The sequence below is a fragment of the Mycoplasma sp. 6934 genome (assembly GCF_055523595.1).
Map to the genome: position 1 here is coordinate 462,729 of NZ_JBVFVE010000001.1, position 13,153 is coordinate 475,881.

Below are 13,153 nucleotides of genomic sequence, written 5' to 3' on the forward strand. Positions count from 1 at the left end.
TAGTGTTTATTATTATGCTTATAGTTTTTGGTTTTAGTGATATTTTATCATCTTTAGATACTGATTCTGTAGTGCTTGAACACCCTGAGGGTTATGCATCGTTTTGAGAAGGAGAAAGCCATTCTACCGGTTCAATTTTCACAAGCATATGATTTTATCTTTTGTTAATTTCTGCACCGTATTCTTTTTCTGTAATATTAAGAAAGAGTTTAGCGCCTAAGTTGCAAAAAGATGAATATTTTATCGCCTCAAAATTATCATTTAAATTATATAAGTTTTTGATTTTTTTCTGGCCCTCTATAGCAGTTGCTAAATTGTTAATAAAATCATATTTTCCACCTAAAACATTGACTACCAAGCAATTGATAAAGAAATGAAAAATTATAAATGGAATAAGAGATGTCGTTTTAATTCTTAATTTAATAATTTTAATAACATTAATTATTCTCTCATTTAGTTCTGTTTGGGGTACTTTTCTTGAGTTTTCTTCTGATTGGAAAAGTTTTCTTTTAAGTATTCGCAACCATAATTTATTTATATCATTATGTATTTTTGCATCAATTCATCTTCCTTTTATTTTTATTTCATCTTATTCAGCGGATTTGTATAATGAAATATTACATAAAGAAAATAAGCAATGGACTCAGGTCGCTGGTGTCTTTTTTACCTTTTTTATATATATTAAAGGTTGAAAAAATATATTTCAATTATCAAAAGAATTAAAGAAAATTGAAGATGAATTAATTAACAAAGAAATTACATTTAAAGCATTTTATATAGAAACAATATATAAATTAATATGACAAGTTATCGGGATTTTATCAATTGCTTTAGCTTTTATATTTTATAAAGACTCTGCTTGGATTTTTGCAAATTTTTCAATGAAATCCGTTATGTTCTATATTTTGTTTTGTTTATTTCTAACATATTTAGTATATTTTTCGGCGCGTTATATAGTGAACGTTATTGTATTAACTAGCGAAGATTTAAAACCAATATACAAATTACTTTATTTCATTGATTTATTAATTCCTATTATGTCTGTATACAATATATTAAAATATAGAAAAGCAAAACAATTATTTTTAGGTTAACTTATTTATTTAAAATTCTTTCTAAAACTTAAAATTTTAGAAAGAATTTTATTATATTTCAACGGATTAAAGTTCTTTATTATAAAACATATTAATTGGAAATGTCACATGCAAGTTTTTTTGCATGTGACATTGTTTTTGTCTGCCTTGTAATAAAATAGTTGTATTAATAATTTTTAAAAAATGAAAGGAGACTTTAAAATTATATGAAAAATTTAGAAAAATATATTTGTGTTTTTGACAAATATCGAAAAGAAAATAAATATCAACATTTTAAAATTGAAGAGAATTACAACACTATCTTGAAAATGCAAGGAGCACTTGAGTCGCAACGAAAATTACGATCAGATCAAATCGATCTAGAACAACTTTATAATATTTTACAAGAACTTTCTGAAGGCTTCTCAATCCAAGAAGTAGCTAAGATTTTTAACAGAGACATTCGAAGTATAAAAAGCAAAATTAAAATTATTACAAATCGCAGACCACTTAGTTTAGATAAACAAAATCGCTATGTTTGTCCTAAGTGTTCAAAAAGAGTAATGCGTGTTAAAACTCTTAATTTTACTAAACTATACGAACATTTATTAGGCTATTCATTTGCGAGGCTCTTTTTTGTAAGTGATACAATTAAAGATAAATGAAAGGCCTACAGAAAATATTGGTATAGTGAGCTTAATACATATACTAAAAATAGAAATAAAAAGAATTTGCAGCAAAAAGAAGTTAAGAAATCAGTTACCTATCTTGTAAATTCTTTTAAAAAATTATCCCCTGATGAATTTGCTCCCTCACCTAGTACAATTTATAAAATAATTAAAAAATACCCTTATTTTCTTGATTTTGACCACATTGTTAAAAAATCTGAAGGCAAATATGGCATAAGGAAGAAAAAACAAACCAAACCTAAAACATTAAAATATGCTACGGAAATTTCGAAACGTCCAGCTTATATTAATGATCGCTCTGAACACGGCCATTTTGAATTAGACACCGTTATTGGTAAAATCAATGATACATATTGTATTGTGACGATAATTGAACGGCAAACCAGAATGTCTTATGCTATGCTCTCAAAACGCAACTCCAAAGCTATAAAACAGACTCTTCTAAAACTAATCAAGAAACATAACTTAGACATTAAAACTTTAACAGTTGATAATGGTAGTGAAAATGTCTTATTGCACCAGGTAATTCCAACTGAAAGATTATTTAAATGCCAACCATATAGTTCATGACAAAAAGGTTCAATAGAAAATATGCACCGCTTAATTAGGTATTACATTCCCAAAGGAAAAAGCTTAGATAAATACTCTCAGCAAGAAATTGATTATATGATGAAAAAAATAAATAACTATCGGCAAGTTGTCCGGAAATATAAGATAACTTAAAATTTTTTTAATCCCCCGCCTTTGATTGCAATCAAAGGGGCCTTACTTTTGGCAAAAGTAAGCAAAACCGACGAGAAAACACTGCCGTGTTTTCTGTTTTCTCATACATTTTTTTATCTAAAAATTATGTTAAAATTAAAAGACAATTATTTTGTTAATATCTCGCAAGTGACTTTTCCAAAAAACATTATTATAAAACAATAAATATATATATCAAAATTAAAGTATAATTATTAATAATTAAGCAAAATTATTGAATTTTAATTAACTTTACATAACCATAAGTAAATTTGATTCAATGTAATAATTATAATAACAATTATTTAAAGGAGCATATTAATGACTAAAACAAAAATAAAAATGTTAATATATAAATCTTTTGCACTTATTGGAGCAATAACTCCAGCAATAACCTTTTCTGTCTCTTGTTCTTATATTACTATTAATGAAAGAAAACTTAATGAGCTCCATTATGAAGAAAACAGAAACAAAAATAATTCGGTTTTTGAAACTATTATAAGAGCAAAAAATGGTAATGAGGAATCATATAAAACATTCACATCTACATATTTAAATAATAATAACGGAAAACTTTATTTTATAACAAGTAGAAGTGACTTAAAATAAACTGGGAAATTTTTTTCGGACGGTTTTACCTTCCCCAACCATACCATTTGGCTAAGCCAAACGGAATGCTTTGGGAAGGTTTTTTTTATCTTATTCTTTTATAATTATATCAGTTTATAAATTCTTTGATTTTTTGTGATAATTCAATAAAAGTAAGCCTTTTACAGGTTTGATCAAAATTTGGAAAAATCTCGCTTTTAAGAATTGAAAAGAAATATTCAATTTCACGGTTGTCTAGACTATTGCCAATTCTTGACATTGATATTTTACCTTTTAGCAATTCTATTTTTTTAGTATATTCAACCGACGAATAAGCAGATCCATGGTCAGAATGTAAAATAAAATTTTTTTTGAATTTTGTATTACTGATATTATTCAAAATTAGTTCGGTATCATTTCTAAGTGATAATTCATAGGTCACAAACTTAGTTTTATGGTCGATAATTGCGGATAAATAAATATGATTTTGCTCAATGTCTTTTGGTGCTGGTATGTAGGTCACGTCTGTTGCATATATATTATTGTTGATTGAATTATAATCTCGTTTTACTAAATCAGGCACTTTAACACAAGTATTTTTAGATTCTTTGTTTTTACGTTTTTGTCTAACAAATGTTTTTAAATTAAGTTTTTTCATATAATTCCCAAGGGTTCTAGGATTTATTTGAATATTATATTCTTGGAAAATATATTTAGCAAGCCTCCTTCGTCCATACCTTTCTTTATTTTCGACAAAACTTTTAAAAATTATTTCTTTGTGTTTGACATTTATCTCTTTAGCTTTGTTGTTATCTTTCAATTTCTCATAATATGTGGATCTTGCTATTAAAAAAATTTTTGCCTTGTATTTTGATGAAAGATTTTCAATTTCTTTAATATTTTTAATATCTGCATCAATATTATTTTCATTAAAAATTCGATAGTAGTATTTTATAACTGCATCTTTTTCATCATCTTTAAGAGTATTAATTCATGTATAATCGAGAACTTTCTTTTTCTTTCTCCCAACACCTTTATCTTTCTTGGGTGATTTACCGCTTTGTGATTCTATGTTCATATTTAAATTATACAGTTTTCTTTTCTTTAACATATTTTTCATTGATTCTTTATTTCAGTATGCTTTTCTGATGTCAAAACAGAAATTTTCAAATTCTGCTTTGGTTATTACCAGGTTCAAGTATTTATCGTATAAGTCAAAAATTTTAACTCATTCTTTAGTCTTTAAATGTCTCATAACTACCTCTTTTTCTTTATATTAAAAATATTCGGATTTTGTCCGAATATTTCTTCCCTGTCTAATACACTGTAAATTTTTATATTTTTAATGATCAAGATATTAAAAATATAAAAAATGCAACAAATAACTAGGAGAATTATGAAAGAAAAACTTAAATTCAAAAATTTACTTTTAACAAGTAATAATTATAAATTACTTTATATTATTAGTTTCTTTATTATAATAAAGATAATAGCATATTTAGTATTATTTATCCACTTAGGATTTCTCAATGCTTTCTTTTCTTCATCAGGGGCTGAAACAAAAGTTTTAGTTAATCCTGAAGGTTATTTAACCTTTAGTGAAAGTGAATTACCAGTTAAGGAAACTGGATTAGATTTAAAAACCTTAATTTATGGTGGGATATTACTTTTATCAATGTTTCTATCACTAATATTTAGAAGCCAATTATCAAAGGGTTTAAACAAGGATGTTTATTTTCATGCTTCAAACTTAAATTTAAAAATATATCGTATTTTATTTCTATTTCATCCAATTTTAGCAATTGTTAAATTAATCTCAAAATCTTATAATATTAATCGTACTTTTACAACTAAAGAATTAATTAAAAAATGAAGAATTATTAATTCTTTCCGTGACACCTTTGGAATTTTATTTGCATTAATGCTGGTTGGGATATTTGTAATAGTGGGTACAAATTCTATATATGTAATATCAGATCATTACTCCACAAACATAATATATAATATAATGTTATCTATATTAGTTCCTACTATATTAGTTGGTGGGTCAATTATAGTAATTATCTCTTATCCTTTTATGTATATTTCAGCTTGTTCTGCAGAACTATATAACGAAATAATCATTAAAGAAAACAAGCAGTGGAAAAAATCTCCCTACTTATTTTTTGCAAGCTTCCCCTACATTGTAGCTTGATCAAATGTAAACAATTTAGCAAAAGAAATAAAAGATAGAGAACAAGAATCAAATGATATCAATATTACAAAACATATGCTTTATTTAGAAACTATTTATAAATTAATTTGGCATGTATTTGGATTTTTATCTTTTATATTAGCTTTAAACTGGGAAATTTTTTTCGGACGGTTTTACCTTCCCCAACCATACCATTTGGCTAAGCCAAACGGAATGCTTTGGGAAGGTTTTTTTTATCTTATTCTTTTATAATTATATCAGTTTATAAATTCTTTGATTTTTTGTGATAATTCAATAAAAGTAAGCCTTTTACAGGTTTGATCAAAATTTGGAAAAATCTCGCTTTTAAGAATTGAAAAGAAATATTCAATTTCACGGTTGTCTAGACTATTGCCAATTCTTGACATTGATATTTTACCTTTTAGCAATTCTATTTTTTTAGTATATTCAACCGACGAATAAGCAGATCCATGGTCAGAATGTAAAATAAAATTTTTTTTGAATTTTGTATTACTGATATTATTCAAAATTAGTTCGGTATCATTTCTAAGTGATAATTCATAGGTCACAAACTTAGTTTTATGGTCGATAATTGCGGATAAATAAATATGATTTTGCTCAATGTCTTTTGGTGCTGGTATGTAGGTCACGTCTGTTGCATATATATTATTGTTGATTGAATTATAATCTCGTTTTACTAAATCAGGCACTTTAACACAAGTATTTTTAGATTCTTTGTTTTTACGTTTTTGTCTAACAAATGTTTTTAAATTAAGTTTTTTCATATAATTCCCAAGGGTTCTAGGATTTATTTGAATATTATATTCTTGGAAAATATATTTAGCAAGCCTCCTTCGTCCATACCTTTCTTTATTTTCGACAAAACTTTTAAAAATTATTTCTTTGTGTTTGACATTTATCTCTTTAGCTTTGTTGTTATCTTTCAATTTCTCATAATATGTGGATCTTGCTATTAAAAAAATTTTTGCCTTGTATTTTGATGAAAGATTTTCAATTTCTTTAATATTTTTAATATCTGCATCAATATTATTTTCATTAAAAATTCGATAGTAGTATTTTATAACTGCATCTTTTTCATCATCTTTAAGAGTATTAATTCATGTATAATCGAGAACTTTCTTTTTCTTTCTCCCAACACCTTTATCTTTCTTGGGTGATTTACCGCTTTGTGATTCTATGTTCATATTTAAATTATACAGTTTTCTTTTCTTTAACATATTTTTCATTGATTCTTTATTTCAGTATGCTTTTCTGATGTCAAAACAGAAATTTTCAAATTCTGCTTTGGTTATTACCAGGTTCAAGTATTTATCGTATAAGTCAAAAATTTTAACTCATTCTTTAGTCTTTAAATGTCTCATAACTACCTCTTTTTCTTTATATTAAAAATATTCGGATTTTGTCCGAATATTTCTTCCCTGTCTACTTTTGGTGTGTTTTATAACCAAATAGTTTTATTTCAATATTTTGATTTAAACCATCTTTTCTTTATTATTTTTATAGTTTTCTTTAGTATTTATTTAATTAGATTTATTCCTAATTATATTTCTGTTTTTTCCTTGCTAGATTTTAAAGAACCTAAAATAAAACTTCTTTATTTCATTGATTTGGTTATCCCTATAGTTTCAATTCGTAATATTTTAAATTATCGTAAGAATAAAGTAATTTTTGGAGTAAAGGAAGTTTAAAAAGTTTTCAATTATTTTAAAATAAGATAACAACATTTGCATTAATAGCAAATGTTGTTTTTTAGATAAAATATGTTAAAATTAAAACATAATTATTTTGTTAATATTTCGCGTGTTACTTTTCCAAAAATCAAAAATAAATAAAAATTAAAAAATCTTTTAATATTTAAAAAAATATAGTATAATAATAAAGCATTTTTGCAAATGGCACTATAGCCAAATGGCCAAGGCATGGGTCTGCAAAACCTTGAGTACGGGTTCGAATCCCGTTAGTGCCTCCATTAAGTTTATATGCGTCCGTAGCTCAATTGGACAGAGTGTTAGGTTACGGCCCTAAAGGTTGCGGGTTCGACTCCTGCCGGGCGCGCCAATTTATAATATAAGATATGACGGGTTATCACCTGTCTTTTTTATAAAATAAACATTTAGTAAATATATTATAATATTTGTTAATTTATTTACTAAATGTTTAAAAAAATATGTTAATCTTATATAACATGAGGAGTTAATATGGAAAAAATTAAACTTGGTTTTACAAATGATAGTTTTAAAGATAATGGCAGTTTTTACCAAATAAAAAAACTTAATAAATTCAACCATAAATTAGATTATAACTTATTAAAAGATTTTGAATTTGTACCAAAATTACTAGAAAACAGTGAAAAATTTATAAGATGACAATGAATAGAATCACAAGAAATTGAATTTGACGAGTTGCAGTTAAAAGAAATTGCACAAAATTTTTTAAAGTTGCATAATTCGCAGTTAAAATTTCCAAAATCAAACCATGCCCAAAGAGTTAAAGAATACAGAAATATCTTAAAACAAAAAAATATAAATATTGAAATATTAAATAAATATTACAGACGGATAAATAATATTTTAGCTCATAGTGAGAATAATAGACCGCTACATAACGATTTATATAAAGGTAACTTATTGTTAGATAAAAAAACCAATAAAATATTATTTATTGATTGAGAATATGCTTCAATGGGTGATAAGCATTTTGATCTAGCTTATTTTATTTGTGGATCATTTTTAACTAAAGAACAAGAAAAAATCTTTTTAGATGAATATGATATGTATTGAGAAGAATATTTGGTTCAACAAAAGATTTTAGTATATTATTTAACAATTTTATGGATTCATGCTCAAGATATTATGCCTTTCAGTGATGAATACTGTATTGCAAAACTAGAAGAAACGGTTCAAGAATATGATTATTTAAAAAAGAATAATTTATTTAGAAATTAAATAATTATTGGATAAAAGCAAGGATATTTACCCTTGCTTTTATTTTAATGATTTTTTAATTTCTTTCCATGGATATGGAAATTCGCTAGGGGTTGATCTATTTTTAGTTATTATAACAATTTTATTTTCCCGCGTATCATTTGTTAATATCAAATCTTCTATTTTTAAACTATAATTAAGTTTTTGTAAAATATCTTGAGCATCATTTATCTCATCTTGGTATTTTTTACTTTTTAGCAAAATCATTTGTCCTTTAACTTTTACTAAGTGAAATGAAGACATTAATAAACCCCTTATACTTGAAACAGCCCTTGCAGTAACTATATCGAATAAATTCTTCTCTTTAACATCTTCAACTCTTGTTTGTTTTATTTCTACATAACTTCTTAAATTTAATTCATCGATTACGAAATTTAAGAAGTTAACTCTTTTTTGCAATGGTTCATAAATATAAACTTTGTTTTGAGGTTTAGTTAAAACATAAGGAATTGAAGGAAAACCTGCTCCTGCCCCAATATCTAAAATTGTGGTATTTTGTTTATCCTTTGTAATTTGCAGCATAAAAATCAAGGATTCTCAAATACCTTCTTCTCACAGTTTTTCACCGCTAAAACCAGTTAAATTCATAACTTTATTTTTTTCTTCAATTAACTTTACATATCTTTCAAATAAACCAAAGTCTCAAGTATTTACTAAACATAAATCTTTTATTTTTTCTTTGTATGTTTTTACTTGCATAATAAATATTATAAATGCATTTTATTTTTTATTTACGTAATTTTATTTTTTTTGTATAATACATAAGTTACTTTTAATAGTAACCGTTCCAAAAAGGTTTAAGCAGTATATAACTCACCTTAAGGACGAGCCACTTATTGGAGGTATTGCATGTTAGCAATTATCGAAACCGGTGGGAAACAACTTCTAGTTAAAGAAGGTCAAACAATTTTTGTTGAAAAACTTGAAGGTCAAGAAGGATCAGAAGTAAAATTTGATAAAGTTCTTCTTGTTGTTACTGAAAAAAGTTCAAAAGTTGGATCTCCTTTAGTTAAAAACGCTTTTGTAACAGGTGTTATTGAAAAACAAGGTAAAGCAAAGAAAATTGTTGTATATCGTCACAATGCAAAATCAACTCACAAAAGAAAACTTGGTCACCGCCAACCCTACACACGTATTAAAATAACTTCAATCAAAGGATAATTAGAAAATGGCAAAGACAAAAGCCGGTGGTTCTACTAAGAACGGTCGTGATTCGCATTCTAAACGTTTAGGTGCAAAATTAGGTGATGGACAATTCGCTACAGCTGGATCAATTATTTACCGTCAAAGAGGTACTAAAATTCATGCTGGTGAGAATGTTGGTCGTGGTTCAGATGATACCCTTTACACTTTAATTACAGGTTACATTAAATACGAAAGCAAAAGAAATAGAAAGTATGTTTCAGTATACACCGAAAAACATACAAAATAAATATAAATAAAATGCAAGTTATTTCTAACTTGTTTTTTATTTATATTTGAATAGTTTCAGCTATATAAGTAATTAATTTAACTCCAGATTTAATTAATTCATTATTTCCATCACTAATCCCATAACCTGGGAAACAAAAGACCTCTTTTCCAATGTCTAGAAAATAATTAACTAAATTATGGGTTTTAGATTTTTCTTTTGATGAAAAATAAATTAGTTGATCTGAAAGTAAAGCTGCAAAATAATTATCACTTTTAAAATTTTCATACTGTACAGTATAGTTTATCGGATATTTACTAATAACTAATTCTTTATTTAGATCAATATTCTCAAAGTTGAACTTATCAAGTCCGCATTTTGCAATATGGATGATTGTTCCACCATATTTTTTGTATTGTTTAATGAATTCAAGTTCAGTATATTTATAACCATTTGTTACTAAGGTTGTTGTTTTCACTAGTTGTTCAATATTATCCTGAATATATTTTTGTGTAAAAGTATTATGTGTTTCATTAACTAGATAAACTTTTTGACGATTTGTTAAAATTTCTTTATTGCCTTTATAAAAGATAATGAATGGTGGTTGATTCCCTAATAATACATTATTTGGATATATATTATCCATAAGTGTTAAATATTTAATGTCATGCTCTTTATATTTATTTTTTAATTCTTGTAATTTAGTTTCGTCTATTTTTTCTGTGTTTTTAATTGCTTGATAAATTCTGCCAATATCACCTGCATATACGTCCGTAAAATAAAATAATATATCACTCATGATTCTCCATATTATTGTTATTAAGTTTAACTAAAAGAACTAAAAATAAACAAAATATATTTATAAATTAATCAAGAAATTATTATAAATCATAAAAATAAAGATGAATAGAGAAAAATAGTGAACCACCTAAGTTTTACCAATTAATTTGGGGTAACTTAGGGGGTTCACTATATTATCTTGTATATGATTTTATTTGTGAAATTATAATTTGTATATCTATTATTTTAATTATCTTCTCTTTGGCTTGAGAATAAATCGAAATTATTATTTTCACTTTCACTAGCATCAATATAATTAAAATCATCCATTTTAGGTAAATCTCTTAAAGAAGTTAAACGAAAGTGATCGTAAAATTTACTAGTTACACCATATAAAATTGGTTTTCCTGGAGTTGGTGAAACTCCAACTTCTTCTACTACTCCTTTTTGGACTAAATTATTAATAATTTGGTCTGATGAAGCACCGCCACGTATTTTTGTAATTTGAGATTTAGTAATTGGCTGCTTATAAGCAATAATTCCAGCAACTTCAATTGCTGCATTTGATAATTTATTAGGGCGTACGATAGTAACTAATTTTGAAACATAATCTTTGACTGATTCACGTGTTGCTAATTTGTAAATTTCATCATAAACAACAACCTTTAGTCCACGATCTTCTGAATTATAAGCTTTATGAAAATCTTGCATAACTTTTTTAGCTTCTATTACGTTATTAAGATTAAAAACTAATTTCACTTGTTCTAAAGTTAAGCCAGCATCTCCTTGAATATACAAAAGTGACTCTAAAATTTTATTTTTCATTGTAATATTCTCCCCGTGTTATGTATATAATATCAAATTGTTTGTCTTGGTGAATTACTAAGTATTGTCTTCTGGCTAAATCTAATAGAGCGATTAAGGTAATTACAAAGTATTGGATTGAGGGTTGTTTAAATATTTCTTCGAATTCAACACGTTCTTTTTGATCTAACAATCCCCTAATAAAAGGAAACATTTCAGCTGGTGTAACATTAACTTTTTCTAATTTTGTTTTTCTTAATTCTTTTGCATAAACTCTTTCAAACATACGCCGCAATGTTGTAATTAGTGTCATTGGACTAGAATGTCCGTCAAGTTTACTTTGGTCATTATCTAAAATAAAGTTAACAATATCACTTGGTGGTTTAATATAAATATTATTCCGATTTTCTTGAAAAGTTTTTAAGGCTAATTGAATATCTTTAAATTGTTGATATTCAATTAATTCTTGTAAAAAGACTTTCTTTTCTTCTTCAACTTCTAAAATAACTTCAGGATCTTGAAGCAACATTTTTGCTTTTAGGTTAATCATTGTTGAAGCCATTAATAAATAATCGGCAGCTATATCAATTTCTTGCTCTTTGATTTGATTAATAATAGCGATATATTGAGTTGCTAATTCAATTAAATCGATATTCATAATATCGATTTTTTTATCTTTAATTAGATCTAAAAGTAAATCTAAAGGACCATCGAACACTTCCTTAATTTTAAAGTGGTAGTCTGAAGAATAATCTATAGTTTTAATTTTTTTCATTTTGTTTGTTTATTTCAGCTGTAATAAGGTTTTTAACACGTTGTGCAATAGCTTGTGGTTCTTGACCAATAATATCTCTTGCTTTAATTAATGGTAAAAATGTTAGTGTAACTTTACTTCTTGAAGTCTTTGAACTATTAAAAGAATCTAATGCTCCGTTAATTGCAACAGGGACAATCGGCAAGAATTTTTGAACTGCAATTTTAAATGCTCCTGCCTTAAAGTCGCCAAGCTCAGGAGTCTTGATACGATGTGCTTCAGGGAAAATAATTCCAAAAGTTTTCTTTTCACGAATATAATCACCAAAAGCATTTAAGGTCTTAAGGCTGTTACGAAAATCATTAGGATCTAACAAGAATGTATCTAATAGTTTTAAAGCATGTTTAGTAGTAAGAGATTTATCTAATTCATTTTTAGCAACAAATGTGGGTATACGCTGGTCAATATTTTCAAGGTGGGCCTCTTTTTCTAAAGCCACCAGCAATGCTAAAACATCAGTATATGATTTATGATTTGGCACAATCAATACAGGTCCTGTCTTAGGTAAATTATCAATACCTTTAACATTTACATCAATATTATAAAGTTTCAAGGCTTTCTTTGCCAATCTGGCTAATTTATTATATCTATCATAACCAGGCACAAAATCTGGTGTTTTAATATACTTTTTAGCTAACTTTCTAATTGAAAGAAATCTAAAAAATCATGGTATAGCAAATAAAACCATTTTTAACTTTGGAATTATAGTCATAAAACTCCTTTTAATTTTTAATTTTAACAACAAATGCTATTAATCAATCACCCTCATGGCTAATTGAAATGGCAAAATCTTGAAATGTTCAACGATTATTATTTTTTAACGGTTCTATTTTAGAAAATTCAAAATATTGATTATCAGCTTTAAAGATAGCTTCTTTAATAGCCCAGGATCTTGCTAAAAATAAAGCTTGCTCGGATGGTTCTTTTAAGTTTTGAAATTTTTCAAATTCTATCTCTGATAAAATACGTTTTGCAAATCGAATTGATTTATTATTGAACCGTGAGATGCGTGTTAAGTCTACGCCATTTAATAGCAACATAGTATATTAAATTT

General features: G+C 26.2%; 15 protein-coding genes and 2 tRNA genes. 9 read left to right on the forward strand and 8 right to left on the reverse strand.

Annotated elements, in window-relative coordinates; genetic code table 4:
- The first annotated feature begins 2 nt into the window (after positions 1-2).
- The 3 genes from AC0B4S_RS02050 (at position 3) to AC0B4S_RS02060 (ending at position 3,112) form a co-directional block, all read left to right on the forward strand.
- Positions 3-1,094, forward strand: a complete 1,092-nt coding sequence (locus AC0B4S_RS02050) for a hypothetical protein (protein ID WP_465101463.1) — start codon at positions 3-5, stop codon at positions 1,092-1,094.
- Between the two features lie 206 nt (positions 1,095-1,300).
- Positions 1,301-2,485, forward strand: a complete 1,185-nt coding sequence (locus tag AC0B4S_RS02055; RefSeq protein ID WP_465101464.1) for an IS30 family transposase — start codon at positions 1,301-1,303, stop codon at positions 2,483-2,485.
- 339 nt (positions 2,486-2,824) lie between these two features.
- Entirely contained in the window at positions 2,825-3,112 is a 288-nt protein-coding gene (locus AC0B4S_RS02060) for a hypothetical protein (protein ID WP_465101465.1), read from the forward strand.
- 85 nt (positions 3,113-3,197) lie between these two features.
- On the opposite strand, the gene AC0B4S_RS02065 is transcribed toward AC0B4S_RS02060, so the two are convergent.
- Positions 3,198-4,346 (reverse strand): IS3 family transposase, encoded by a 1,149-nt coding sequence (locus tag AC0B4S_RS02065; protein ID WP_465101219.1) that lies wholly within the window; start codon positions 4,344-4,346, stop codon positions 3,198-3,200.
- A gap of 141 nt (positions 4,347-4,487) precedes the next feature.
- Between AC0B4S_RS02065 and AC0B4S_RS02070 the strand changes: the two genes are divergently transcribed.
- Positions 4,488-5,537, forward strand: coding sequence for a hypothetical protein (locus AC0B4S_RS02070; protein ID WP_465101466.1), 1,050 nt, complete (start codon positions 4,488-4,490; stop codon positions 5,535-5,537).
- Here AC0B4S_RS02070 and AC0B4S_RS02075 read toward each other — a convergent pair.
- Positions 5,519-6,667 carry an IS3 family transposase gene (locus AC0B4S_RS02075; protein ID WP_465101219.1) on the reverse strand — a complete coding sequence of 383 codons (1,149 nt, stop codon included), beginning with the start codon at positions 6,665-6,667 and terminating at the stop codon, positions 5,519-5,521. The two genes, AC0B4S_RS02070 and AC0B4S_RS02075, sit on opposite strands and share 19 nt — an antisense overlap.
- A gap of 533 nt (positions 6,668-7,200) precedes the next feature.
- On the opposite strand from AC0B4S_RS02075, the gene AC0B4S_RS02080 reads away from it, so the two are divergent.
- From AC0B4S_RS02080 to AC0B4S_RS02090, 3 genes are all read left to right on the forward strand, one after another.
- Positions 7,201-7,275: transfer RNA gene (locus AC0B4S_RS02080), tRNA-Cys, on the forward strand.
- Positions 7,276-7,287: 12 nt separating this feature from the next.
- Positions 7,288-7,364 (forward strand) — tRNA-Arg (locus AC0B4S_RS02085).
- 140 nt (positions 7,365-7,504) lie between these two features.
- The gene (locus AC0B4S_RS02090; RefSeq protein ID WP_465101467.1) at positions 7,505-8,251 is read left to right on the forward strand and encodes a phosphotransferase family protein; all 747 of its coding nucleotides are present in this window, start codon (positions 7,505-7,507) and stop codon (positions 8,249-8,251) included.
- Positions 8,252-8,290: 39 nt separating this feature from the next.
- Here the strand turns inward: AC0B4S_RS02090 and rsmG are convergent, their stop codons facing one another.
- Complete coding sequence (gene rsmG / locus AC0B4S_RS02095; protein ID WP_465101468.1) at positions 8,291-8,989, reverse strand: 16S rRNA (guanine(527)-N(7))-methyltransferase RsmG; 699 nt, start codon at positions 8,987-8,989, stop codon at positions 8,291-8,293.
- Positions 8,990-9,139: 150 nt separating this feature from the next.
- On the opposite strand from rsmG, the gene rplU reads away from it, so the two are divergent.
- The gene (gene rplU / locus AC0B4S_RS02100; protein ID WP_465101469.1) at positions 9,140-9,451 is read left to right on the forward strand and encodes a 50S ribosomal protein L21; all 312 of its coding nucleotides are present in this window, start codon (positions 9,140-9,142) and stop codon (positions 9,449-9,451) included.
- A 7-nt stretch (positions 9,452-9,458) separates the two neighbouring features.
- Positions 9,459-9,722, forward strand: a complete 264-nt coding sequence (gene rpmA, locus AC0B4S_RS02105) for a 50S ribosomal protein L27 (protein WP_465101470.1) — start codon at positions 9,459-9,461, stop codon at positions 9,720-9,722.
- A gap of 40 nt (positions 9,723-9,762) precedes the next feature.
- Here rpmA and AC0B4S_RS02110 read toward each other — a convergent pair whose 3' ends face one another.
- The 5 genes from AC0B4S_RS02110 to AC0B4S_RS02130 all read right to left on the reverse strand — a co-directional run bounded on the left by AC0B4S_RS02110 (position 9,763) and on the right by AC0B4S_RS02130 (position 13,139).
- Positions 9,763-10,500, reverse strand: a complete 738-nt coding sequence (locus AC0B4S_RS02110) for a DNA-processing protein DprA (RefSeq protein ID WP_465101471.1) — start codon at positions 10,498-10,500, stop codon at positions 9,763-9,765.
- 227 nt (positions 10,501-10,727) lie between these two features.
- Positions 10,728-11,306, reverse strand: a complete 579-nt coding sequence (scpB, locus tag AC0B4S_RS02115; RefSeq protein WP_465101472.1) for an SMC-Scp complex subunit ScpB — start codon at positions 11,304-11,306, stop codon at positions 10,728-10,730.
- Positions 11,296-12,060, reverse strand: coding sequence for a segregation/condensation protein A (locus AC0B4S_RS02120; protein ID WP_465101473.1), 765 nt, complete (start codon positions 12,058-12,060; stop codon positions 11,296-11,298). The genes scpB and AC0B4S_RS02120 overlap by 11 nt, the downstream gene beginning before the upstream one ends.
- A complete protein-coding gene (locus AC0B4S_RS02125; RefSeq protein ID WP_465101474.1) occupies positions 12,047-12,811 on the reverse strand; it encodes a lysophospholipid acyltransferase family protein in 765 nt (254 codons plus the stop codon). Before AC0B4S_RS02125 ends, AC0B4S_RS02120 begins: the two co-directional genes overlap by 14 nt.
- Before the next feature lie 10 nt (positions 12,812-12,821).
- The gene (locus tag AC0B4S_RS02130; protein WP_465101475.1) at positions 12,822-13,139 is read right to left on the reverse strand and encodes a holo-ACP synthase; all 318 of its coding nucleotides are present in this window, start codon (positions 13,137-13,139) and stop codon (positions 12,822-12,824) included.
- Between the last annotated feature and the right edge of the window lie 14 nt (positions 13,140-13,153).